This is a genomic window from Hydrogenophaga sp. 5NK40-0174 (assembly GCF_040372165.1).
GTDB lineage: Bacteria > Pseudomonadota > Gammaproteobacteria > Burkholderiales > Burkholderiaceae_C > Hydrogenophaga.
In genome coordinates, this window is sequence record NZ_BAABWG010000004.1 from 472,006 (window position 1) to 495,546 (window position 23,541).

Annotated in this window: 27 protein-coding genes; 19 read left to right on the plus strand and 8 right to left on the minus strand. The window is 60.1% G+C overall.

Annotated elements, in window-relative coordinates:
* The first annotated feature begins 73 nt into the window (after positions 1 to 73).
* Positions 74 to 394, plus strand: a complete 321-nt coding sequence (fliE, locus tag ABWV89_RS15650) for a flagellar hook-basal body complex protein FliE (RefSeq protein ID WP_353398768.1) — start codon at positions 74 to 76, stop codon at positions 392 to 394.
* A 103-nt stretch (positions 395 to 497) separates the two neighbouring features.
* Here fliE and ABWV89_RS15655 read toward each other — a convergent pair whose 3' ends face one another.
* The 4 genes from ABWV89_RS15655 to ABWV89_RS15670 all read right to left on the minus strand — a co-directional run bounded on the left by ABWV89_RS15655 (position 498) and on the right by ABWV89_RS15670 (position 3,879).
* The gene (locus ABWV89_RS15655) at positions 498 to 797 is read right to left on the minus strand and encodes a flagellar protein FliT (protein ID WP_353398770.1); all 300 of its coding nucleotides are present in this window, start codon (positions 795 to 797) and stop codon (positions 498 to 500) included.
* Between the two features lie 2 nt (positions 798 to 799).
* Positions 800 to 1,237, minus strand: coding sequence for a flagellar export chaperone FliS (fliS, locus tag ABWV89_RS15660; RefSeq protein WP_353398773.1), 438 nt, complete (start codon positions 1,235 to 1,237; stop codon positions 800 to 802).
* 220 nt (positions 1,238 to 1,457) lie between these two features.
* Positions 1,458 to 2,876: a flagellar filament capping protein FliD gene (fliD, locus tag ABWV89_RS15665; RefSeq protein WP_353398777.1), complete on the minus strand. Its 1,419-nt coding sequence runs from the start codon at positions 2,874 to 2,876 to the stop codon at positions 1,458 to 1,460.
* Positions 2,877 to 3,054: 178 nt separating this feature from the next.
* Positions 3,055 to 3,879, minus strand: coding sequence for a flagellin N-terminal helical domain-containing protein (locus tag ABWV89_RS15670; protein WP_353398780.1), 825 nt, complete (start codon positions 3,877 to 3,879; stop codon positions 3,055 to 3,057).
* 1,304 nt (positions 3,880 to 5,183) lie between these two features.
* On the opposite strand from ABWV89_RS15670, the gene flhD reads away from it, so the two are divergent.
* The 11 genes from flhD to ABWV89_RS15725 all read left to right on the plus strand — a co-directional run bounded on the left by flhD (position 5,184) and on the right by ABWV89_RS15725 (position 15,663).
* Positions 5,184 to 5,525 (plus strand): flagellar transcriptional regulator FlhD, encoded by a 342-nt coding sequence (gene flhD / locus ABWV89_RS15675; protein WP_353398783.1) that lies wholly within the window; start codon positions 5,184 to 5,186, stop codon positions 5,523 to 5,525.
* 56 nt (positions 5,526 to 5,581) lie between these two features.
* Positions 5,582 to 6,118 (plus strand): flagellar transcriptional regulator FlhC, encoded by a 537-nt coding sequence (gene flhC / locus ABWV89_RS15680; protein WP_353398786.1) that lies wholly within the window; start codon positions 5,582 to 5,584, stop codon positions 6,116 to 6,118.
* A 171-nt stretch (positions 6,119 to 6,289) separates the two neighbouring features.
* Positions 6,290 to 7,150 (plus strand): flagellar motor stator protein MotA, encoded by an 861-nt coding sequence (gene motA / locus ABWV89_RS15685; protein WP_353398789.1) that lies wholly within the window; start codon positions 6,290 to 6,292, stop codon positions 7,148 to 7,150.
* 27 nt (positions 7,151 to 7,177) lie between these two features.
* Entirely contained in the window at positions 7,178 to 8,140 is a 963-nt protein-coding gene (motB, locus tag ABWV89_RS15690; RefSeq protein WP_353398792.1) for a flagellar motor protein MotB, read from the plus strand.
* A 52-nt stretch (positions 8,141 to 8,192) separates the two neighbouring features.
* On the plus strand, positions 8,193 to 8,579 hold the full coding sequence (cheY, locus tag ABWV89_RS15695; protein WP_353398795.1) for a chemotaxis response regulator CheY: 387 nt from the start codon (positions 8,193 to 8,195) through the stop codon (positions 8,577 to 8,579).
* A gap of 19 nt (positions 8,580 to 8,598) precedes the next feature.
* The gene (locus tag ABWV89_RS15700; RefSeq protein WP_353398798.1) at positions 8,599 to 9,219 is read left to right on the plus strand and encodes a protein phosphatase CheZ; all 621 of its coding nucleotides are present in this window, start codon (positions 8,599 to 8,601) and stop codon (positions 9,217 to 9,219) included.
* A 148-nt stretch (positions 9,220 to 9,367) separates the two neighbouring features.
* Positions 9,368 to 10,525 (plus strand): EscU/YscU/HrcU family type III secretion system export apparatus switch protein, encoded by a 1,158-nt coding sequence (locus tag ABWV89_RS15705; RefSeq protein ID WP_353398801.1) that lies wholly within the window; start codon positions 9,368 to 9,370, stop codon positions 10,523 to 10,525.
* Positions 10,526 to 10,530: 5 nt separating this feature from the next.
* Positions 10,531 to 12,603, plus strand: a complete 2,073-nt coding sequence (flhA, locus tag ABWV89_RS15710; protein WP_502903241.1) for a flagellar biosynthesis protein FlhA — start codon at positions 10,531 to 10,533, stop codon at positions 12,601 to 12,603.
* On the plus strand, positions 12,600 to 14,153 hold the full coding sequence (gene flhF, locus ABWV89_RS15715; protein ID WP_353398807.1) for a flagellar biosynthesis GTPase FlhF: 1,554 nt from the start codon (positions 12,600 to 12,602) through the stop codon (positions 14,151 to 14,153). The genes flhA and flhF overlap by 4 nt, the downstream gene beginning before the upstream one ends.
* The gene (locus tag ABWV89_RS15720; protein ID WP_353398810.1) at positions 14,146 to 14,943 is read left to right on the plus strand and encodes a hypothetical protein; all 798 of its coding nucleotides are present in this window, start codon (positions 14,146 to 14,148) and stop codon (positions 14,941 to 14,943) included. Before flhF ends, ABWV89_RS15720 begins: the two co-directional genes overlap by 8 nt.
* Positions 14,944 to 14,946: 3 nt before the next feature.
* The gene (locus tag ABWV89_RS15725) at positions 14,947 to 15,663 is read left to right on the plus strand and encodes an RNA polymerase sigma factor FliA (protein WP_353398813.1); all 717 of its coding nucleotides are present in this window, start codon (positions 14,947 to 14,949) and stop codon (positions 15,661 to 15,663) included.
* Between the two features lie 110 nt (positions 15,664 to 15,773).
* On the opposite strand, the gene ABWV89_RS15730 is transcribed toward ABWV89_RS15725, so the two are convergent.
* From ABWV89_RS15730 to flgA, 4 genes are all read right to left on the minus strand, one after another.
* Positions 15,774 to 16,181, minus strand: coding sequence for a globin family protein (locus tag ABWV89_RS15730; RefSeq protein WP_353398816.1), 408 nt, complete (start codon positions 16,179 to 16,181; stop codon positions 15,774 to 15,776).
* 238 nt (positions 16,182 to 16,419) lie between these two features.
* Positions 16,420 to 16,797: a hypothetical protein gene (locus ABWV89_RS15735; protein ID WP_353398819.1), complete on the minus strand. Its 378-nt coding sequence runs from the start codon at positions 16,795 to 16,797 to the stop codon at positions 16,420 to 16,422.
* 64 nt (positions 16,798 to 16,861) lie between these two features.
* Complete coding sequence (gene flgM, locus ABWV89_RS15740) at positions 16,862 to 17,215, minus strand: flagellar biosynthesis anti-sigma factor FlgM (RefSeq protein ID WP_353398822.1); 354 nt, start codon at positions 17,213 to 17,215, stop codon at positions 16,862 to 16,864.
* A 139-nt stretch (positions 17,216 to 17,354) separates the two neighbouring features.
* Positions 17,355 to 18,128, minus strand: a complete 774-nt coding sequence (gene flgA, locus ABWV89_RS15745) for a flagellar basal body P-ring formation chaperone FlgA (protein WP_353398825.1) — start codon at positions 18,126 to 18,128, stop codon at positions 17,355 to 17,357.
* 217 nt (positions 18,129 to 18,345) lie between these two features.
* Here flgA and flgB point away from each other — a divergent pair, with 217 nt between their 5' ends.
* The 7 genes from flgB (at position 18,346) to ABWV89_RS15780 (ending at position 23,535) form a co-directional block, all read left to right on the plus strand.
* The gene (gene flgB, locus ABWV89_RS15750) at positions 18,346 to 18,747 is read left to right on the plus strand and encodes a flagellar basal body rod protein FlgB (protein ID WP_353398828.1); all 402 of its coding nucleotides are present in this window, start codon (positions 18,346 to 18,348) and stop codon (positions 18,745 to 18,747) included.
* 26 nt (positions 18,748 to 18,773) lie between these two features.
* The gene (gene flgC / locus ABWV89_RS15755) at positions 18,774 to 19,178 is read left to right on the plus strand and encodes a flagellar basal body rod protein FlgC (RefSeq protein WP_353398831.1); all 405 of its coding nucleotides are present in this window, start codon (positions 18,774 to 18,776) and stop codon (positions 19,176 to 19,178) included.
* A gap of 17 nt (positions 19,179 to 19,195) precedes the next feature.
* Entirely contained in the window at positions 19,196 to 19,858 is a 663-nt protein-coding gene (locus ABWV89_RS15760; protein WP_353398834.1) for a flagellar hook assembly protein FlgD, read from the plus strand.
* Between the two features lie 120 nt (positions 19,859 to 19,978).
* Positions 19,979 to 21,193: a flagellar hook protein FlgE gene (gene flgE, locus ABWV89_RS15765; RefSeq protein WP_353398837.1), complete on the plus strand. Its 1,215-nt coding sequence runs from the start codon at positions 19,979 to 19,981 to the stop codon at positions 21,191 to 21,193.
* A gap of 58 nt (positions 21,194 to 21,251) precedes the next feature.
* Positions 21,252 to 21,989, plus strand: coding sequence for a flagellar basal-body rod protein FlgF (flgF, locus tag ABWV89_RS15770; protein WP_353398839.1), 738 nt, complete (start codon positions 21,252 to 21,254; stop codon positions 21,987 to 21,989).
* Positions 21,990 to 22,025: 36 nt separating this feature from the next.
* The gene (gene flgG, locus ABWV89_RS15775) at positions 22,026 to 22,808 is read left to right on the plus strand and encodes a flagellar basal-body rod protein FlgG (RefSeq protein ID WP_353398842.1); all 783 of its coding nucleotides are present in this window, start codon (positions 22,026 to 22,028) and stop codon (positions 22,806 to 22,808) included.
* A gap of 46 nt (positions 22,809 to 22,854) precedes the next feature.
* Positions 22,855 to 23,535 carry a flagellar basal body L-ring protein FlgH gene (locus ABWV89_RS15780; protein ID WP_353398843.1) on the plus strand — a complete coding sequence of 227 codons (681 nt, stop codon included), beginning with the start codon at positions 22,855 to 22,857 and terminating at the stop codon, positions 23,533 to 23,535.
* The last annotated feature ends 6 nt before the right edge of the window (positions 23,536 to 23,541 follow it).

A 23,541-nucleotide genomic window follows, 5' to 3' on the forward strand; every position in this document is an offset into this window, starting at 1 on the left:
CCTTATTCCTCCAGCACTGAAAACGGGCGGCCTCTAGCATTGGTTCCTGTCCGTTCAATGGAAGGAGTCCGTCATGGATATGCGAATCAACCCCATGCAGAGTCAGGCGCTGAGCCCGACAGGCGCCGCTGCCTTCAAGCGCCCTGCCACGGGCGCAGCCGACGGCGTAGGGACGGGGTTTGCCGACAATTTCAAGTCGGCCTTGCAGTCGGTCAGTGCCTCGCAGAACAAGGTCGCCGAGCTGCAAACCGAGCTTCAGATGGGCAACCCCAACGTGAGCCTGGAAGAGACCATGCTGGCCATGCAAAAGGCCCAGATCGGATTCCAGGCTACGCTGAACGTGCGAAATCGCATGGTTCAGGCCTACACCGACATCATGAACATGAGCGTCTGAACCAGCGTCATTCGCTGCGCAAAAGCGCAAAACCGGCCGTGTCTCCCTGGCAGGAGACTGCGGCCGGTCCTGTTGGTGTGAGGGTTTCCCCCCTGACCAGGGTTCAGTGAAGTGGCTGACCTTGTGCCTCAAGCATGTTCTCCAGGTCGGCGAGCCAGGGTTCTGCCAGGCAACGGATCTCTGCGTCGGTGCGGAGGATGCGTTGCATGATCCGGGTCTTTTCCTTGCGATCTTCGGGCGCCAGAGGCAGGCTCTTGGAACGGTGGCGAAGCTGCGCAATCAGGATGGCGCATGCGCCTTCGAGTTTGACAACCTCGTCCCAGTCTTCGGTCTGGGCCGCTTCCAGCATCTTCAGGCTGGCGTTCTCGATGGCTTTGTAGTAGTCCAGCAAAGTGTGCTCCATGATCAGGCTCCAGCGGGGGTGGTCACAGGTTGCAGGTAGGCCGGCTCGGGGCCCTTGATGCGGCTCCAGGACTCAGCAATGGGTTCGATCAATGCCTGAACCTCTGCCACTGCAGCTGCGTCGTTGTGCAGGTTGGCGTGGGTCAGGCGGACAATGCTGTAGTCATAGACCTGACGGAGGTTGACCGCTAGCTCACCGCCTTCGCGCACGTTGAGGCCAGCCTTGAGGCCTTCCTCGATGATGCGGACAGCTTTGCCGATGGACGTGCCTTTGGCACCGATGTCTCGTCGTTCAATGGCGCTGGCGGCCGTGCCCAGGTGACGCTGGAGAGCGTCAAAGAGCAGTTCCACCAGCTTGTGTGCGTCAGCGCCCTGGACGCTGGTCTCGGTGGCAACGCGCTGATAGGCACGGGCGGCACGGGCATGGACGGAAGTGAACATGGGTTTCGATTCCTTGTATCTGATGCTTATTCCTATCGGCAGCCTGTGCGGCGACTGTAGGGGCGGTGGTACCGCAAATGCCGGTGGCAAATCACGGTGTTCACGGCTTCAGATCATTCAAGTCCGGCAGGAGTGGCCAAACGGGCATAAAAATGGCCAGGATCAGGTCAAAAGACCCAATTCCTGGCCAAAGAGGACCAAAGTCCTGAGGAAAACCGGTTCAGCTGGCGTTCCAGAGGGCAATTTGTTGCGAAACGAAACTGCTCAGCGCATTGAGCCGCCCTACAGCGGCATCCATTGAGTTGTACTGTGCCAGATATCGGGCTTCAACGCGAGAGGCGCGGTCATTGACCCTGTCCTGCTCGTCTTCATTGCGTTCAATGGCCTTTTGCAAAGCCTCCCGACGGTTGCTGATCATGCCGTCGGCGTCGATCAGCCCCTGGGCGAAAGATTCGATCTTGCGGCCAAAGCCTTCCGTGGCTGCATCCCCTGTATCCACTGTGAACAGGTTTTTGACGCCCTGGAACTCACCGTCCAGGGCAGCGTCGAGTTTGGCCGAGTCAATATTGAGTGCACCGCCTTCACCAAATTCGATGCCGATGTCGGACAGGCGGCTGTAGGTGTCCCCGCTGGTCACCGACCGCATCATGGCGCGCAAGGCGTTCTGGAGGCCGACCGCGGTCGAATCACCTTGCAGGGGGCCTGCAACCTCGGTACCCGGGTCATAGCGGGTGGCCGTGGCGATCGTGGTGTTGATCATGTTGTAGGCCTGAACGAAGGCATCGATATTGCCCTTGACGCTCTCCTTGTCGATGCCCACGCTGACTTCCACTGGTGCGGTGGTCTCTTGCTTGAGCTCGATCGTCATGCCGGCGATGGTGTCGGACAACGTGTTGCTCGCCGTACTGATCTGCACCCCGTTGATAAAGGAGATGGCGTTCTGGCCTGCCTGAGTCTGGCTCGTTCCGTTGGTGTTGACGGCACCGAAAGCCAGGCGGGAGAGACCGGCGCCATCGCTGTCGGTGTTGTCGTCGTCATCCACCGTGATCCGGAATCCGTTTTCTTCGCCGGTCTCGGCAGAACGCAGCAGCAGACGCTCACCGTTGGAATCCTTGAGGACCGTAGCGGTGACGCCTGCCTCGGCATCGTTGATGGCGGCGGCAATGTCGCTCAGAGAATCCTCGCCTGCACCAACGGTGATGCTGACAGGGGTACTGCCGTTGCCAGTGAAGGTTCCGGTGTTCCATGCGCCGAGTTCAATCGTGATGCTGCCAGTGCCGACTGCCTCACCGTCGGCAAACGAGCCGGTGGCGATGGACTGGGCCTTGGCCAGCGATTGCACTTCCATCGAAATCGATGTTGGCGCTGTACCAGCGGCCGCAGAAACCTTGATGGCGGAGTCGTTGGATGAACTGGCCGTGACCGAGTCCCAGCCGCCATTGCCTTTGAGCAGGTTGGCCGCGTCTGCCAGCGAAGAGAACTGCGACTTGATGTTGCCGTAGGTCGACATCTTGGTTTGCAGCGATGTCTTTTGTTCGGACAACTGCGTCAGGGGCGCCTTCTCGAGCGCCACCAGCTGGCTGACGATGCCCTGGATGTCGAGGCCGGTTGCGAGGCCTGGTGAACTGATGGTAGCCATGATGGGAACTCCTCAGAATGTGCAGATCACACGGGGCTCAGGTGTGCTGGAGTCATATGATCTGCGCATGCTGAATGCGTTGCAGCGCTTCAAAAGCAGACAGTGGCGGGGGCGTTGCCGCCCACCGCCACCGGGGAAAGCGCGCGCCAGATGAGGCGCGCGTTTCTGGCTGTGCCGATCAGCGCAGCAGGGACAGTACGCCCTGTGGCATCTGGTTGGCCTGGGCCACCATGGCGGTACCTGCCTGCTGCAGAATCTGGCCGCGTGAGAGGTTCGCCGTTTCCACTGCGAAGTCTGCGTCCATGATTCGACCGCGGGAAGCCGCCTGGTTCTCGGAGGCGACCTGCAGGTTGCCGATCACCGACTCGAAGCGGTTCTGGGCAGCACCGAAGTCGGCGCGAGCAGAAGTGATCTCGTCGATGGCAGTGTCCAGGTTGTCCATGGCGGACAGGGCGTTGGCTGCAGTGGTGATGTCACCAGAGGTCACAGCGGTGATGCCGGTGCCAGCGGTCAGGTCGCCTGTTGCGATGTCGATCTGATCGGTAGACACGTTGTTGGCGCCGACCTGGAAGGTCAGGGTGGCCGAGGTGTCGAGCAAAGAGGTGCCGTTGAACTCGGTGCCGGTCAGCACACGGGTCACTTCAGCGTTGAGCTGCTGGAACTCGGCGTCCAGGTTGGTGCGGTCGCTGGAAGAGTTCGTGGCGTTGGCAGACTGCACTGCCAGCTCACGCATACGCTGCAGGGAATCGCCAACCTTGCCCAGCGCGCCTTCAGCGGTCTGCGAAAGGCTGATGGCGTCGTTGGCATTGCGAATGGCAACGTTCATGCCCTTGACCTGTGCGTTCATGCGCTCGGCGATGGCCAGGCCGGCCGAATCGTCTTTTGCACTGTTGACGCGCAGACCCGAGGAGAGGCGTTGCATGGATGTGGACAGCGACATAGAGGACTGGGCCAGGTTGCGCTGTGCGTTCAGAGACATCACGTTGGTGTTGATGGTGCTCATGTCTAACTCCTAATAAATGACAAAGGTACTCCGGCATCGCTGCCGATCTGACTGCCTGCTCCGAAGAGCTGACGGCTTTGACCGGTTGTGCTTCCGCGCGTTGTCGGCTGCCTGTTTATCTGGCTACCGACCTTGCTCGCGGTTTCGCTTGCCGGACGACGAACCTTTTTAGAAGTTCGTTGAGTTCAATGTCGGTGGCACGACGACATTCTTTAGCCGCAACATGTAAGCAGTTGCTTGGAAAAGACGGGGAAGAGCAAGGCAATTCGAGCGTTTCGTGGAATGCGTCACTGAAGATGGGCTTGCTTTCGCTCGCTTATGTTCCGCTTTCTCTTCTTTGATGGCAGGCAAACTTGCATTTGTGTGTTGCTGGTTTGCAGGAGCGCCGATGGAATCAACGCATTGGCTTGTGTGCGTCATGCGGGCAGGCCGAATGGAAAGCATGGAAAGTGCGGCGGCGCGTTGAACCCTCATCGGTTCACCTGGAGGGTACAGATACAAGTTCAACTTGAAGATTCTTCAAAATATGCATGTTGCATGTGATGGCTTTGATGTTCACCGATGGATGCCGTTCTTTGGTGTGCCGATCGGCGTTGGCAAGCGGCAATTCGCAAGCGGTCGAGGCAGACCCGCCGCATCAACCCTCCTGGTAGACCCTCCTGGTATCCGCATGGTCTTCATGCCTTGCTGTCGGGGAAGAGGGAACGGACAACATGCAAGACGGTGCAGCGCCTGTCGTCAGGAACTTGCTCGGCAGGGGGCAACAGGATGAGGGGCCCGCAGATTGAGCACAGAAGCACACCGACACCTTGCGCTGGTTTGTGCCGGTGCCTATTGGCCGTCACAAGCGAAGGAGCGGGCTCGATGGCAAGCACGCCTTGAGGTTGATGCTCGCTTCCATGTGATCTCGTCACACTGCATGCGCTTTTGAGCATCGCCAGTGCGCAGACAAACTTGAGCCTATTTGTTTCGTGATGTTTCGCACGCATCGCGAGAAATCCGCCTGCAGCGACCACCAGACACCGTGTGGCGAGCGTGTAGGGCCGTGGGGGTGGTCATGAACGTTTTGTGGTCTTGAGGACGCATATTTTCGTGAGGAGCGTCACGAAATAGCATCAACTGAGTACTTCCGAGTTAGGAAGCTGGATGACACGACGTCAGTGCCATGCTGACGCACCAATCATCTGTTTCCCGATTCAAGAATGTTTCAGGGTCGACACAATTACTCACATGCCGCAAGAAATTGCAAACCCAAGCGGCTCTACCCGATGAACACAGCAACGCACACATTCAAGGAGAACACGATGGACAGCGAACAACTTCTCGCCGAGATCCGCGAAGCCAACCTCACCTACCTGATGCTGGCCCAGAATCTGATCCGCAAGGACCGTGCTGAAGCACTGTTCCGCCTGGGTCTGACGGAAGAAGCCGCTGACCTGCTGGTCATGCTCTCGCCAGGCCAGATGCTCAAGATTGCCTCCAGCAACATGTTGCTGTGCCGCTTCCGCATCGACGACGAAATGGTGTGGAACCTGCTGACAAACCACAACGTCAAGAAAGTGGACAACACCACGACCACCCAGTTGCACGCTTCCATCCTGATGGCTGGCCGTTTCAACGAGTCGGTAACCAGCATCACGCACTGATAGCCGGTGCGCAGCGGCAAGAACTGGACTGAAACAACTCACGAGGGAACACAATCATGGCAGCGAAGAGCATTCTGAACGAGTCCCGCGATATTGATCGCGCGATTTCCCTGATTCAGCTGGGCGCACGCCTGCAGGTGCTGGAGTACGAAACCGGCTTGTCCTACGAGCGTCTTCTGCGCCTGTACAAGGAAGTGGCTGGCCGCTCTCCATCCAAGGGGCAACTGCCGTTCTCCACCGACTGGTTTCTGACCTGGCAGCCCAACATTCATGCGTCGCTGTTCCTGAACATCCACGAGTATCTGTCCAAGACGAGCGAACTCGAAGAGATCGACGCCGTCATCCGCGCCTTCCGACTCTACTCTGATCAGATGCAGGCCAGTGGGGTGGAGCCACTTCTCTCGGTCACACGCGCCTGGCGCCTGGTGAAGTTTGTCGACAACGGCATGCTGACGCTGACCACCTGCTCCTGCTGCGGCGGTCACTTCGTGACCGAGCCATACGAGAACGCCAAGAACTTTGTCTGTGGCTTGTGCGCACCACCAGCCCGCGCAGGCAAGGGTGCAGCCCGAGGCGGTTTGCGCCTGCACTGACGGTGCAACCGGGGCGCGTCGGGCACGCGCATTGTTCATCGGACGAAATGGACCCTTGCAAGGGTCCATTTTGCGTTTATGCCCTCTCTCAATCAGTCCTACAGTTGGTCGATAGAAATGAAGAGGGGTTAAAAGCCGTCACTGGACCCGTCCATCAGAGGGATAAACAGCATGTTTGTTGTCATCGGTTTTCTTTTTTCCATGGCCTGCATCTTCGGTGTCTACATCGGGCACGGAGGAAACATTGGCGTGGTGCTTAAGGCGCTGCCTTTCGAGATGACCACCATTTTGGGGGCGGCGCTTGGCGCGTTCCTGATCAACAACCAGATGAAAGTGGTCAAGGCAGCCTTCAAGGGTATGGCCGGTTGTCTCAAGGGCAGCCATCTGACCAAGGCTCGCTACATGGAATTGCTCGCGCTGCAGTTCGACATCTTGCAGAAGGCTCGCAAGGAAGGCCTGATGGCGATCGAGCAGGACGTGGAGAACCCGGAGCAATCACCCCTGTTCAAGAAGTACGAGAACATTTCCAGTGACCACCACGTGGTGGAGTTCATCACCGACTACCTGCGCATGATGGTCTCTGGCAACCTCAATGCACACGAAATCGAGTCCCTGATGGACGCCGAGATTGAAACCCATCACCAGGAAGCGCATGCGCCAGTGGCTGCTGTGGGGCGCCTGGCCGGCGGGCTGCCGGCGTTCGGCATTGTGGCTGCCGTGCTAGGTGTGGTGAACACCATGGGTTCGGTCGGTCAGCCGCCTGCGGTTCTGGGCGGCATGATTGCCTCCGCGCTGGTGGGAACCTTCCTGGGCATCTTGCTCGCATATGGCGTGTTCGAACCGATTGGCGGCCTGATGGAGCAGAAGATGGAAGAGGCCAGCAAGGAGTTTGTGTGCATCAAGACCACGCTGCTGGCAAGTATGCAAGGGTACGCGCCAGCGACCGCCATCGAATTTGGCCGCAAGGTGCTCTTCTCTGACGTGCGACCGACCTTCACCGAGCTGGAAGGCCACGTCAAGGGCAACAAGTAACCCGGAACGGAGAGGCAGGACGCAACCATGGCGGGCGACGGCAAGAAACTTCAACCCATCATCATCAAGCGGATCAAAAAAGGTGGTCACGCTGCACACGGTGGTGCCTGGAAGATTGCCTACGCCGACTTTGTGACCGCCATGATGGCCTTCTTCCTTCTCATGTGGCTGCTGGGATCCACGTCGAAAGGCGAGTTGCAAGGCATTGCAAGCTACTTTCATAACCCGATGCGGGTCACCCTGATCGGGGGCAACGGCACTGGCAACAGCAATGCCATCCTGCCTGGTGGCGGACGAGATCTGAGCAAAGCCTCTGGCCAGGTCGATGGGGGCGACGCCGAGCGTGCCGAAAAAACCATGGGTGCTCAGCTCGCGGACGTGAAATCCGACCCCGAGTTGACCAGGGCACAGGAAGAAAAGCAGATCGAACAGTTGCAGCAAAAGCTGACCGAGCTGGTGGCGAGCAATCCGGTCCTGTCCGAGTTCAGTGACCAGATCCAGATGATGCAGACCGACGACGGGCTGCAGATCCAGATTGTCGATGGGCAGAACCGGCCGATGTTCGATTCAGGCAGTGCCCTTGTCAGGCCCCACATGCGAACGATCCTGCGTGAGATCGGCGCCACGCTGGCCGACGTGCGAAACAAGATTGCGCTGTCCGGTCATACCGATGCAACGCCATACAGCACGGGCGACAGCGGCTACAGCAACTGGGAATTGTCGACAGACCGGGCAAATGCGTCGCGGCGGGAGCTGGTCGCTGGCGGATTACCTTCGAGCAAGATGGCGCGCGTTGAAGGGGTGGCCTCCAGCCAGCTCTTGATTGAGGACGACCCCCTGTCGCCAGCCAACCGGCGCATCAGCCTTCTGGTCATGACCCGCGATGCAGAACAAAGGCTGATGCCTTCTTCACGGCCGAAGACCATTACACCGATCCCTGAGCTTCAGATTCCGCTCAATATGTCGAAACCTACGGATGGGCGTCGCTAAAAAGCTTTCGCTGCGACTCCCTGCTTTGTAACCTTCCTCTACGGAGGTATCCATGTCCAGTCCGATGAAATTTCTGATCGTTGACGACTTCTCGACCATGCGCCGCATCGTGCGCAACCTGCTCAAGGAAATTGGGCACACTGATGCCGATGAGGCAGAAGATGGATCCATTGCGTTGAACAAGCTGCGCAACGGGAACTTCAACTTCGTCGTGACCGACATCAATATGCCCAACATGAATGGCTTCCAGCTGCTCAACGAGATCAAGGCGGACGAGAACCTCAAGCACTTGCCGGTGCTGATGGTGACCGCCGAGGCTCGAAAGGAAGACATTGTCCAGGCGGCCCAGGGTGGGGCGGCTGGTTACATCGTCAAGCCTTTCACCAAGGCAACCCTCGAAGACAAGCTCGCGAACATTTTCAAGAAACTGGGCCTCTGAGTCGACAACGGAGTCATCCATGGAAGAGCAAGAAAAGGAACAGGCTCAAGCTCAGGGCAATCCCGAGATGTTCCAGAAGCTGGGGACCATCACCCGCCAGTTGCACGATGCGCTGAAACAGCTGGGCTATCAGGACAAGCTCAAAGGCACCGCCGACCAGCTGCCGGACGCGCAGAGCCGGTTGAACTACATCAAGCGGCTGACCGGAGAAGCGGCTGAGAAAGTGCTGGGCCAAGTGGAGCTGGCCAAGACGGATCAGGCCGACATCACCGCGCGTGCACGCCAGCTGGCCGACACCATCAGCGCTGTGCCAGGCCTCGGAAAAGCCATGCCGGAGCTGATCGAATGGGCGCGAGAAGTCGCCGACAAAAGTGAGCAGAACGATGCCCGTCTGACCGAGATCATGATGGCGCAGGACTTTCACGATCTGACCGGTCAGGTCATCACCAGGGTGGTGGATCTGGCTGCCACGATAGAAGAGCAGTTGCTGGGCTTGTTGCTGGAATCCGCTCCGACAGGTACCCCGGGCCAGGACGAGGCGCATGAGCTGGCCGGCCCCGTGGTCAGCCCGGAAGGTCGGGCCGATGTCGTCACCAACCAGCAGCAAGTGGACGATCTTCTCGCCAGCCTTGGCTTCTGAAGGCTATCGCCGGGGTCAACCGGTGTGACGAAACTGGCGTTTGGACCATGCCAGTTGAAAAGCGGGGGTTCCTCCCGCTTTATCTCACTTTAGTTTTGGCGGCTGACTCGCAGAATCTGGTTCATCACCCCCAAGATGAATCAGATCAATGGACTCCTCCAGCCAGGATAAAAACTTACCCGCTACCGCCAGGCGCCTGAAAAAGGCGCGTGACGACGGTCAGGTTGCGCGCTCCAAGGATCTGAGCAATCTGGCGGTGCTCGGTGGGGGCTCTGTAGCGCTGATGCTGTTGATGCCGCTTGGTTTTGAGCGCCTGCTCACCGGTTTGCGCAATCAGTTTGCCTTTGACCACGCGACACTCACACGTCCCCAGATACTGCTTGAGCGACTGCACGAAGCGCTGGGTGACGGACTGCTGGTCTATGTCCCACTGGGGATTCTGATGGTGGTGGTCGCGGTGCTCACCACCTTCGCCTCCGGGGCATGGGCACTGTCGACCAAGCCATTGGTCCCCGATATCACCCGTCTGAGCCCACTGGCGGGCGTCAAGCGACTGTTTTCACGCCAGCAAGTCTTCGAGACCGCCAAGTTGTCCGGGACCACAGCTGTGGTGGGCGCAGTCGCCTGGTTTTTTGTCGATGGCCACATTGAAGTGTTCGGCACCTTGCTGCTGCGTCCGCTGGAAGGCGCGTTGGGCCAACTGGGTACCTGGATGTCGCTCGGTGTTGGCATGCTGCTGGCCGTGGTGCTTCTGTTCGCGCTGATCGATTTTCCGATGCAGAAAGTCCTGCATGCACATCGCCTGAAGATGTCCCTCCAGGAAGTCAAGGACGAGAACAAGGAAACCGAGGGCGATCCCCAGATGAAGGGCAAGCGTCGCGCCCGCCAGCGCGAACTTGCGCAACGCAGCAGTATCACCGCCGTGCCCAAGGCCGACCTGGTGGTGATGAACCCGACTCACTATGCCGTGGCCATCCAGTACGACGATGTGACCATGAACGCACCCCGGGTCATTGCCAAAGGCGCGGACCTGCTGGCCATGCGCATTCGCGATGTGGCCAAAGCACACGAGGTACCTGTTCTGCAGTCTCCCATGCTGGCACGTGCACTCTACGCCCACGCGGAACTGGATCAGGAGATTCCGTCGGCCCTGTACACCGCAGTGGCGCAAGTGCTGGCCTACGTCTACCAGCTCAAGGCTGCCCTTGACGGCCGGGGCGCGATGCCAGGCGCCGTTCCGGTGCCAGAGGTTCCAGAAGAACTCGATCCGCACTGGAAGAAGAACGTTTCGGAGACTGACCGATGAACCCGATGTTGCGCAAGTTGCAAACTTTGCTCGGCGGACAGCCGGAAGTCATCAAAGGGCTGGCAGCGCCCATGCTGGTGATTGCCGTGTTGTCGATGATGGTGCTGCCACTGCCTGCCTGGCTGCTGGACACCTTTTTCTCCACCAACATTGCGCTGGCCGTGATCGTGATGATGGTCTCGGCATACATGCGCCGTCCTCTGGACTTCTCGGTCTTCCCGACGGTGCTGCTGCTGACCACTTTGCTGCGCCTTTCGCTCAACGTCGCTTCCACGCGTGTGGTGCTGATGGACGGCCATACTGGGCCTGGGGCCGCAGGTGCGGTGATTGAAGCTTTCGGACAGTTCCTGATTGGCGGAAACTTTGCGGTCGGCCTGATCGTCTTTGCGATTCTGGTGGTCATCAACTTTGTGGTGATCACCAAGGGTTCTGAGCGGATTGCAGAGGTCTCGGCACGCTTTACCCTGGATGCCATGCCTGGCAAGCAGATGGCCATCGATGCCGACCTGGGTGCGGGCATGATTGACGAGGCAGAGGCACGCCGGCGCCGCTCGGAGATTGGCGAAGAAGCCGAGTTCTTCGGCTCCATGGACGGTGCATCCAAGTTCGTTCGGGGTGACGCGATTGCAGGCATTCTGATTCTGCTGATCAACATCATCGGCGGTTTGATCATCGGCATGGCCCAGCATGACCTGGGTGCAAGCGAAGCGGCCAACAGCTACATTCTGCTGGCCGTCGGTGACGCACTGGTCGCCCAGATTCCCGCTTTGCTGATCTCGGTGGCAGCCGCCATGGTGGTCTCGCGCGTGGGCAAGGACAACGACCTGGGTGGCCAGATTGTCAACCAGCTGCTCATGTCCTCGCGTGTGCTGGGCATCACCGGCGGTGTGCTGTTCTTGCTGGGCCTGGTGCCCGGCATGCCTCACTTCCTTTTCCTCAGCTTTGGCTCTGGTCTGCTGGCTGCCGCCTGGTTCCGCCTGCAGGCTGAGCGCCGCCCACCACCCGTGGAAGAGGCGCCCAAGGAGGAGTCCGATGGCGAGGCTACTTGGGACGACCTCCAGCCGGTCGACCTGCTGGGGCTCGAGCTGGGTTATCGACTGATTGCCATGGTGGACAAGAACCGCCAGGGAGACCTGCTCACACGCATCAAGGGTGTGCGCAAGAAGTTTGCGCAGGAGGTGGGCTTTCTGCCTCCAGCAGTCCATGTGCGGGACAACCTCGAGCTCAGCCCCAGTGCCTACCGCATCACCTTGCGTGGCGTGGTGGTGGGAGAAGGCGAGTGCTACCCCGGCATGTTCCTGGCCATTGATCCAGGTGGCATCAACACGCCTCTGATCGGTACACCCACCAAAGACCCCGCCTTTGGCCTGCCTGCGCACTGGATCGACGAGAAGCAACGTGAAAACGCGCAGATGGCCGGTTTTACGGTGGTTGATTCCGAGACTGTGCTGGCAACCCATTTGTCACACTTGATGCAAGTCCAGGCAGCCAAGCTGCTCAGCCGGACCGAGACCCAGGAGCTGGTCGAACATGTGACCCGCCTGGCCCCGAAACTGATCGAGGAAGTCGTACCCAAGATGATCACGATCGCCGCATTCCAGAAAGTGCTTCAGCTGTTGCTGGAAGAAGCGGTACACGTGCGCGACATGCGATCGATCATCGAATCCCTGGCCGAGCATGCCGCCAGCACAACCGACCCGGTCGAGCTGGCCCGCCGTGTCCGTGTGGCGCTGGCGCCGGCCATCGTTCAGCAGATCTATGGCCCGGTCAAAGAGCTGGAAGTCATCGCCATCGAACCTGGACTGGAACGCCTCCTGATGCAGGCACTGTCTGGCGTCAATGGCACAGCGCTCGACCCGGGTGTGGCCGAAATGCTCAGCAAGTCAGCCACCGACGTGGCCAACCAGCAGGAAGAAAAGGGCGTGCCCGCCTGCCTGCTCGTACCCGACGCCATCCGGACCGCCATGGCCCGGCTTCTCCGACGCTCTGCGCCACGCCTTCAGGTACTGGCACACAGCGAGATTCCTGAAACCCATCTGATTCGTATCGGCCCGATTCTTGGGGAGATTTCCGCATGAACATCCAGCGCTTTTTTGCATCCACCTCTCGTGAAGCCATGGACAAGGCACGCCAGGTCTTTGGCGAAGACGCCGTGATCCTCTCCAGCAAGTCAATTGATGGAGGGTTTGAAGTGATGGCAACCAGCGAAGAGAGTCTGGCCAACGTCATGCCTGGCGGTCTGCCCAAGCCTTCGCCCATGCCGAAAGCGGACCTGACCGAACGGTCGGCGCTGGAGCGCCCCGGCTTTGCTCAACCTGAATCCGGCAGCTCGGTCGAAGACGACACCGAAGCCATGGCCATGAGCACCCTGTCTTTCCAGGACTACGTGCGTGAACGCATGCTGCGCAAACGCCGTGAAGCCATGGGCGGAGCGCCCGAGACACCCGCATCACAGGCGGCTGCACGCCAGCAGGCAGAGCAAACTGCTGCTCCAGCGCAGCGCCAGCCGCAAATCCATGTACCGATTCAGCGCTTCAACCAACCTCAGTCAGCACCTCAGCCTCAGGCTCGTCCGGTGACCTCCGCGCAGGCGCCAGCGCCGATCCGCACCCGCCCGGTTGCACCGCCGTCTTCGCCCACGCTGGCCATGCCGCCTGTCAAGAGCGGCGGCGGCCAGGACGGGCACGTCCAGGTAGAGCTCAATGCTCTCAAGGACATGATTGAGGAGCGCTTCAATACCCTGGCCTGGCTGGGTTCCTCCAAGCAGAACCCCATCCAGTCGGGGATGATGCTCAAACTCATTCGTGGTGGCTTCTCGCCAAGCATGTCCAAGGCATTGCTCGAGCGCCTGCCTGCCGAGCTGGATGCCGCGGGCGCCATGCGCTGGATCATGGATGTGATTGTGCGCAACCTGAAGGTTGCAGGTGCCGGTCAGACCTTGTGCGAAGAGGGTGGTGTTGTGTCACTCGTCGGCGCAACAGGCGTCGGCAAGACCACCACGGCAGCCAAGCTTGCAGCCCAGTGCATCCAGATGCACGGTGCCGGCAGTGTGGGCCTGATCACGCTGGATTCCTATCGGGTCTCGGGCTACGAGCAGCTGCGTACCTATGGACGCATGATCGGCGTCGTCGCCCATCTCGCGCACGATCGGGCGGCGCTCAAGGACTTGTTGGGCCTGCTCAGCAACAAGCGCATGGTCATCATCGACACCGCCGGCCTGGGCCAGCGCGACCAACGCCTGCAGGACATGCTCGACATGCTTGAGATGCCACAGGTCAAGAAGACGCTGGTGCTCAATGCGGGCTCCCATGGCGACACGATCGATGATGTGTTGCGCGGCTTCAAGGCCAAGAAGCTGCACGGCGTGATCCTCTCCAAGGTGGATGAGGCCGTCAAGCTGGGGCCAGCACTGGATTCCCTGATCCGTCATCAAGTCACGCTTCGGGGCGTGGCCAATGGTCAGCGTGTGCCTGAGGACTGGCAGAACCCGGATGCGCCTGCCCTCGTGCGCGCGTCCATGGCCACCAACGGCAAGTCGGCCTTCGACCCCACTTCTGCCGAGATGGGTCTGTACTTTGGCGCATTCTCTGGCGAGACCCAGATGAACATGGGGGCGCTGAATGTTTGATCCCGGCGTCCATCAGGCGCTGGGCCTGCAACGCTCAAAGCTCCATGAGGGGCCGCTGGTGTTGTGTGTGGCCTGTCCTGCTTTCGCCGAGCAGGGCTATGAGATTCTTTGCGAGCTGGCGGCACAGATCAATGCAGCCGGCCGACAGGCAGTGGTGCTGGATGCGCATGCCTGTGAGGCACCGCTGCATCAGGCTTCGCCAGGAAAGCGCTGGGGACTGCTGCATGCACTGCATGATTCCTCGGTGGTCAACGTCGAGCGCGGCGGCTCCCGGGAAGACTGGCTGGTACTGCCCGCGCAGCAAGGCATCAAGACATTGCAGGCGACGGCCAGGGCAGGGGGCGCGCGCCTCGCGGTTTCGCGTCTTCTGGCACCTTTTGGCAGTTCGGTCATCACGCTTCTCTACGCGCCTGCGCAGCATATTGCCAGTTTGATGGGCGGCATGAAAGCCACGGCAGTGGTGCCCGTGGTGGCTGATCCACAGTCCTGCCTGGACGCTTACGGCGCGGTGAAAGTCCTGTACCACGCAGGACTGTCTCCAGCTTTGCTGCCAGGTGCCGATAAAAGATCTGGATACACAGAAAGCGAATTGCTCACGCGAGTGATGAGCAACGTCGGGGAATGTGCGCAACGATATCTGGGCCACCAAGTGGTGGCCTGGCCGGAGCAATCCTGGGGGCATCTGGCGCTGGATCAAGCCAGCTCAGCCGCCGTGAACTGGGGGGAGCACGAGCCAGAAGAGCCCGTGCTGGGAAAGTTTGCCGTGGCAGGCGCCACGTACTGGAGTTGAACAATGTACACCGCCAAAGGCACACTCAACAGAGAAGACCAGCTGCGCAAGTACAGTCCGCTGGTCAGGCGATTGGCCCATCACATGATTGCCAAGTTGCCACCGAGTGTCGAGCTGGATGATCTGATCCAGGTCGGCATGATCGGGCTGACCGAGGCCATTGCACGGTTTCAGCCCACGCAGGGGGTTCAGTTCGAGACCTTTGCCAGTCAGCGCATACGCGGCGCCATGATTGATGAGCTGCGCGATGGTGACTGGATGTCCCGTGGGTCGCGCAAGAGTCAGAAGGAAATCGAGCAGGCCGTGAACCGACTGCAGCAGCGTTTGCACCGTGCACCCAAGGAATCGGAAATTGCTGATGAGCTGGGCATGGCGCTTGACGACTACCAGCATCTCCTGGCCAAGGTCAGGGGAACGCAGCTTGTCTACATCGAAGACCTGGGTGGCTCCAGCGGCGATGACGAGAATTTTCTGGACCGTCACATGGGCGAGTCGGAGGCAGATCCCTCAGCGGTGCTCACAGATCAGCGCATGCGCATGGCGCTGGTTGACGCGATCAAAACACTGCCCGAGCGCGAGCAGTACATCATGAGCATGTACTACGAGCATGACATGAACCTGAAAGAGATTGCGGCTGTGCTCGGTGTGACCGAAAGCCGCGTCTGCCAGCTCCACAGCCAGTCCATCGCAAGACTGCGCACCAAGCTGCGAGCCCATTGATATCGATTGAACCAGTTTCTTTGCCCCAAGGTTGAAAAAGCTGCACATGCCAGGAAGGCATCTGCAGCTTCTTTTTTGGGAAGCAAACGTCAGCGGCTGAACGGGATGGTTCAGGCGTAAGCCGCAGCTTTCATCTCCGTGGCCACTGCGCCATACACCTCGGCCCAGGCGGTCTTCACCTCGGGAGTGAAGGCGTCACCCAGGCCTTGCTCAAGCGTCTTGAGCAAAGCGGCGCCAACAGTATCGTAATGCTCTGGTTTGACTCCGTAGTCAACGTGCTTTTCGCCCAGCTGGTGCAAAGCAGGCAAGAGCGATTCCACATCGCTCAGACCTTTCACGGCCAACCCCAGCATCTGCATGAGCTTGTTGCCCTGCTCAGCCATGTCACCCTTGAAGAGGGGTTTGAGCTTGGGGTCGGCTTCAAACAGGTTCTGGTAGAAGAGGGCGGCGGCTTGAGGGGCGATGGCGGCGACGGCAGGCCAGGTGGATTGAACGGTGGCGATGGTGGATGGTGTCATGGTTTCTCCCGGTCATGCAGTCAGTTGCAGAGTCAAGTCAATGGGCTCGCTGGTGCCCTCGCCGCGCCATGCACGCCTGTGGTGCCTGAAACGGAGCATGTACAAGGAAATGCAAGACATGTGCCTGGCCATTGGCCTGAGACCGTGGCCAGCAGGAGATGCCGCCCCAGAAACGCCAAAAGCCGGCATGGCCGGCGTTTGGAGGGAGAGTGATCCTGCTGGGGCTGGGGCTGGGGCGTCAGGCGCTCAGGTAGGCCTGACCGGGGCCGCCTGGCCGGCCTTGCCCCATGCCAGGGCCGTAGGTGGCACTTTGGCGGTGCGGCATCAGTGAGTTGACAGCACGGTCCGTCTGCGCGGCAGACCGGAGCACAGCCTGGCGAAGGCGTGCAAAGCGTTGTGCTGCTTTCTCGAATTCGTCGATCAAGGCCTCTCCGGCCGCTTTGAAGTCCGATGCCGGCGGCGGCGCCTGCAGCACGGCATTGATGCGTTCGCTGCTGTCTCGCACACCGTGTGCGTCATTCTCCAGCAGTGCGAGTTCGAGCTTGTCGAGCTCGGCGCGCAAGGTCAGGATCCAAGGATGGGACTTTGCGCTGGCAATTTGGGATTCTGCTGTCATGATCGCTACCCCTTGTAAAGGACGGTTGTGCGTGAGAAGGAAGGCCGCTCGATCAAATCAATGCTCAGGACTTGGCGCCACCCAGCATCTCTGCTGCGTTGGACAGCATCTTGTCGGCGATCGCTTCTGCGTTGACTTCGAAGGTACCGCTGGCGATGGCTTGCTTCATGGCTTCGACTTTTTCGCTGTTGAACACTTCGCTGCCGCCGCTCGAAAGCGCTTGCGTGGTCGAGTCCGACAGGGAGACGGACACGCCGGGCTGTGCAGCAGTGGCAGCTGGCGCCGCGCCTTTGGCTTGCGCAGCCTGCCCTGCCTGAGCGGCATTGGCGGCTTCATTGGATTGGTTTGCCTGGTCAGCCTTCTGCGGGCCACCTGCAACCGATCCAATGTAGGAATCGGGGTTTGAATCAATCTTCATATCACTCTCCAGGCCCAAGAGAATTGGGCGTCATGCAGTGAGCATCGGCCTGCCCTGAGAGAACTTTAGCCCTAGCCATCCGATTTCTTGAGATTTTTTTCACACTCGAGAGCCCAGATGGCCCAAAAATGCACGAAATCTACAAAAGCACGTCCTCAACCTGCCCGTTGCGCACCGTACCCGTCACGATCCGGCCACCCTTGAGCCGGATGCGCACTGACTCGCCTTCGATCCCATGGGTCATGGCGCGGCCGATCACCGTGACCAGGAATCCATTGCCCTTGCTGAGCACCCGAACCTGAGCGCCCGGCTTGAATACCGGGACCTGTCTGACCATGTTCTGGCGCAGTGCCTGCCCGGCGAGCAATGAATAGGACGCCTGCGTGCCCACCCAGTTTTCAGGGTTGGCCAGCACGCTGGCATGCTGTTCCGCCCAATCAATTTCGGCCAGCGCAGCGTCTTCTTCAGTCAGAACCTCACCAGCGGTGACGTTTCGCTTGAGCACCCAGGCGGGTCCCCAGGCCTTGATGGTGATGGGCAAGAAAACGTTCCACCTGACCTGCCCCTCCAGGCAGCGAAGACCGATGCGGCTTCGCCCCCACAGCCGGGTGCCAGTGGGCAGGTAGGGCTCTACCCGGTAGCAGGCTGCCAGTTTGAGGCGGGGGTCAAGCGTGCCCATGACCACTTCCGGCCGCAGCGGGCCAGTGCTGGTGTTGCCCAACGAAGAGGCCAGTGCGGGCTGAAGCCAGTCGTAGGCAAGTTGCTGCAATTGCTGAACGCCGTCCGCCTGCCGGGCCTGTTGTGCCTGGGCGGGAGGCACGCAGACGCAGACAGCCAGAGAGAGGAACGCCATCGCCCATGCCCCGCGGGGCAACTGGCTGAGCTTTGATATGAGGGTGTGAAAGTGGTGCATGGCAGTCGGCTCCTGGTGCTTGCTGTTCAAGTCACCAGACGATGTCTGGCAGATCTCACTTTAGTAGCGGCTCGTGCAGGGCGAAGCGGGGAAATACGGCGATTCAGGGGTTTTGTTCGGTCCATTGCCAACCCTCAAGTTTTTCCATACTGACGCCAAGCCCGCATGAAACACCGGTTTCAGGCGACCACAAACACCATCCGCACCGGAGGTCTGCATGCTCGAACAAATGACTGCCCGCCTGGACTTTCATGGCGACGCACTCATGCTGCGCTCGCACCGGCAGCAAGTACTGGCATCGAACATCGCCAACGCGGACACCCCAGGCTACGTCGCTCGCGACTTCGACTTTGCCGATGCGCTCAAGTCCGTTTCGGGCGGAGCAGACGTCAAGACAGCTGCTGTGACACACGCCAGCCACATGCGCCTGAACGCACCGAGCGTGCAAAACCCCGAGCTGGCATACACGGTACAAACCCAGCCCAGCCAGGATGGCAACTCGGTCGACCTGGATCAGCAACGCGCCAACTTCGTCGACAACAGCATCCGCTACGAGTCGACCTTGCGGTTCATCAATGGTCACGTCAAGACCATGCTCAGTGCCATCACGGGTCAGTGATCGGCACACACGGGAAGGACTGAAACATGTCAATGTTCACCATCTTCAATGTCTCGGGCAGCGCCGTCAGCTCGCAGGCCCAGCGCCTCAACGTTGTAGCCAGCAACCTGGCCAATGCCGACGCCGTGGCCGGACCCGATGGCGAGACCTACAAGTCCCGCCACATCATGTTCCAGACCGTGCCCATGGGCAACGAGGGCTCTGCGGGGGTGAAGGTTCAGGACATCAAGGAAAGCGATGCACCCGGCCGCCGGGAGTATGCCCCGCATCACCCAGCTGCCGACGGCGAAGGCTATGTGACCCACTCCAACGTGAACCCGGTGGAAGAGATGGTCAACATGATTTCCGCATCGCGCTCGTATCAGAACAACGTCGAGGTCATGAACACCGCCAAGACGCTGCTCCTCAAGACCCTGCAAATGGGACAGTGACCCAGGAGTGAACCACCATGTTTGCCCAGCAAATCGACATATCCAATCTCGGCACCACCATCGGCAGCACCACCGCCACCACCTCCAACAAGCCGCAGAACGCGGAGGAGATGCAGGACCGGTTTCTCAAGCTACTGGTTGCGCAGATCAACAACCAGGATCCGCTCAACCCGATGGATAACGCACAGATGACCACCCAGATGGCACAGATCAACACGGTCAGTGGCATCCAGAAGCTCAACGAAACGCTCGAGGGCATGGCAGCTCAGAACGCGTCGATGCAGTCGCTCCAGGGCGCCTCCCTGATCGGCCGTGAAGCGCTGGTCGAAGGCAACGACCTTGCCTGGGAAGAAACCGTCGGCAAAGGCGCGGTCAAGGTCGACACCGATGCCAGCCAGGTCTACGTGGACATCATGGGTGTCAACGGCGAGATCATCGATACCGTCGACATGGGTTCGCTCAGCGCGGGCACCCACGCTTTCGAGTGGGACGCTGACTCGGTCGACGTCGGCCAGGTCAGGGGATTTGCCATTCGCGCCACCAACGGTGACGAAGCTGTGGTGGCTCAACCCATGGCCCGCTACAAGGTCGACTCGGTCAGCTTCTCCAACGGTGCCGTCCAGCTCAACCTCCAAAACGGGCGGACCATGACTTACGACCAGGTCAGCGCCTTCATGTAGACCGGCAGCACCTGACCACTCAGACACCTCTTTCACATCATTCGCTCAGCCACTCCAACACGCTTCAGGGACTGACCGCCTAACGGCCAAGCAGCCTTCCCACCAGAAAGGGACCACAACATGTCATTCCAGCAAGGACTCTCCGGCCTCAACGCCGCCAGCCGCAACCTCGACGTGATCGGCCACAACATTGCCAACGCCAACACCGTCGGCATGAAAGCTTCCCGAGCCGAGTTTTCCGAAGTTTACGCGGCCTCCATCAACGCATCCGGCGGTATCAATGCCGGTATTGGTGTGGCTGTGGCCACGGTGTCCCAGGAGTTCACCCAGGGCAACATCACAGTGACCGGCAACGATCTGGACGTGGCAATCAACGGCAACGGTTTCTTTGAGCTGAGCATGCCTGACGGGTCCATGGCCTATTCGCGAGCTGGCATGTTCAAGCTCGATCGTGACGGCAACATCGTGACCAACGATGGCGGCCAGCTCATGGGCTACCAGACAGACAATGACGGCGTCCGCCAGGGCTTTGAGTCGGTGCCACTCACCTTGCCCACCGGTGGCCCGATTCCCGCCAGGCAGACCGAAGAAATCACCGCCGAGTTCAACCTCGATGCGCGCGCACCGATCGCAGCGGCTGTGGTCCCGCCCACCCCCTTTGGCACATACAGCACCTCGCTCAATGCCTTCGACCCCCAAGGTATCGAAATTCCAGTGGGTCTGGTGTTCGAGAAGATCGGCAACAACCAGTGGAACGTCTACACCAGTGTCAACGGAGCCGACGCGGCCGCCTCGGTGCCATTCCAGATCAACTTTCTGGATGACGGAACGCTTGATCCAGCCACTGTGATTCCGCAGCTTCAACTGGCCTCGCCCAACGACCCTGCACAGGTGTTCCAGGTGGACCTTGACTTCACCGAGGTCACCCAGTTCGGTGCAGACTTTGCCGTGACCAACCTGGCGCAAGATGGCTATCGCCCGGGCGAACTCACCAGTCTGGGCATCAGTGACGCTGGTGTGATCACCGCTCGCTACTCCAACGGCCAGTCACAAGCCGCCGGCCAGATTGCACTGGTCAACTTCCGAAACGTTCAGGGTCTGCAGCCCACCGGTGGCGGCAACTGGACCATGACGTTCGACTCCGGCGAACCGGTGCGGGGCGCTCCCGGTGAAGGCAAGCTTGGCTACTTGCGTGCAGGTGCGCTGGAGGACTCCAACGTCGACCTCACCGCCGAGCTGGTGAACATGATGACAGCCCAGCGCGCCTATCAGGCCAGTGCACAGTCCATCAAGACGCAGGACCAGATCCTCAGCACGCTGTTCAACATGCGTTGATGAACTCACCCCCGCACTGAGTCACGCACACCTGCGACCGAACTGAAGCGAGATTGCCATGGACCGCATGATCTACACCGCCATGACCGGCGCCACCGCCGCGTCACACCGGCAGCAGCTCCTGGCCAACAACCTGGCCAATGTGTCTACGCCCGGCTTTCGAGCCGAGCTGGCCACATTTCGCTCGGTGCCCGTGCGTGGAGATGGTGCGACCACCCGTGTGTTCAACCTCGAGGCAACGGCGGGACACGATGCCGCGCCTGGCGCCATCAACCCGACCGGTCGGCCGCTTGATGTTGCGGCCAGGGACGGTGCATGGTTCACTGTGCAAAGCCTGAACGGTACGGAGGCCTACACCCGTGCCGGCGCCTTCCAGGTCAATGCTGACGGCACGTTGGTCAATCCTCAGGGATTGCCTGTGCTGGGTGAGGGCGAGACGCCCATCGTGGTGCCCAACAACGCCACCATCAACATCGGTGACGACGGCAACATCAGCGCCAAGGTGGGTGACCTGCCCGCACAGCCGCTGGGCCGCCTGAAGCTGGTGACGCCCACTGAAGACAACCCGCTGCAGCGTGGTGAAGACGGACTGTTCCGCACGGCGCAGCAGGCGCCATTGCTGGCCGATCCCAACGCCCGCGTGCAGAGCGGTGCGCTCGAAGGCTCGAACGTGAACCCGATCGAAGCGATGGTCGGCATGATCGCCGTCGCCCGCCAGTTCGAAATCCAGATGCGAATGATGCAGAACGGCGAAGCCAACGACAAGGCCGCCAGTCAGCTGCTCAGCCACAACTGATTCCCTACCCATCCGAGACAACGATAGAGGCCCACCATGATCAACTCACTGTGGATTTCCAAGACGGGCATGCAGGCCCAGCAGACTCAGCTGGATGTCATTGCCAACAACATGGCCAATGTGTCGACGAATGGCTTCAAGCGATCGAACGCCGTGTTCGAGGACCTGATGTACCAGAACCTGCGGCAGGTAGGTGCGAACACCGGCGAGCAAAACCAGTTGCCCACCGGCCTGCAGCTTGGCCTGGGTGTCCGCACCGTGGCCACTGCGCGTCAGTTCACCCAGGGAAGTCTGCAGCAATCAGGCAACCAGCTGGATCTGGCGGTCAATGGGGCGGGTTTCATCCAGGTCACCATGCCTGATGGCACCACAGGATATACCCGGGACGGAAGCCTGCAGGTGGACGCCAATGGCCGCCTGGTTACATCGGGCGGACTGCCGGTTGCCGGGGACATCACGGTGCCGGCGGAGGCCCAGAGCATCACCGTGGGTGCCGACGGCATCGTGACCGTGAAGCTGCCTGCCAACCCTGAGCCTCAGCAGGTCGGCAACATCGAGTTGGCCAATTTCATCAATGCTGCAGGGCTTGAACCCCGAGGGAAAAATCTCTACAGCGAATCTGTCGCTTCGGGCGCACCCATCGTCGGCGCGCCTGGCACAGCAGGCCTGGGCGAGATCATGCAAGGCTACGTCGAGACGTCCAACGTCAATGTGGTGCAGGAGCTGGTTTCCATGATCCAGACCCAACGCGCCTACGAGATGAACTCCAAGTCCATTCAGACTTCTGACCAGATGCTCCAGCGCCTGGGCCAGCTGTGATCAAGCTGCTGTCCTGAACCCGTTCACCTGATTCAAGGTTGTGCCCATGTCTCGCTCCATTGCCACTCTTATGTTTGTTGGTGTGACCGCTCTGGTCGCCGGTTGCATGACCAAGCCGGTCGAAGTGGCGCCCGCTCAGCCCATCGACTACGCAAACGTCGCGCCTGCGCCGGCCCAACACACGGGAAGCCTGTTCCAGGCCGCGAGCTACCGCCCGGCCTTTGAAGATCCGCGGGCCAGATTCCCGGGGGACACCCTGACCATCCAGATCACCGAGAAAGTCAGCGCTTCCCAGAAGTCGACTTCCTCCATCGATCGCACGGGCAGCGCCTCGGGTGGCGTCTCGGCGATTCCGGGTATCCGGGCGGCCGATCTGGTCAAGACCAAGAATTTCGACCTGGGCGGAGAGTCGGCCAACAATTTTGCGGGCAAGGGCGATACCGTCAATGACAGCGCCTTCTCAGGCTCGATCACAGCCACCGTGCAGCAGGTCCTGCCCAATGGCCACCTGGTCGTGGTTGGCGAAAAACAGGTGGGCGTCAACGACAACGTGGACGTCCTGCGCTTCTCGGGGCGTGTGGATCCACGGACCATCCGGCCAGGCAATGTGGTCGCTTCGGCTCAAGTTGCTGACGTTCGTGTCGATTCCCGTAGCAGGGGTGCCATCGGCGAAGCGCAAACAATTGGCTGGTTAAGCCGCATCTTTTTGAACGTTTTCCCGTTCTGATCTCTT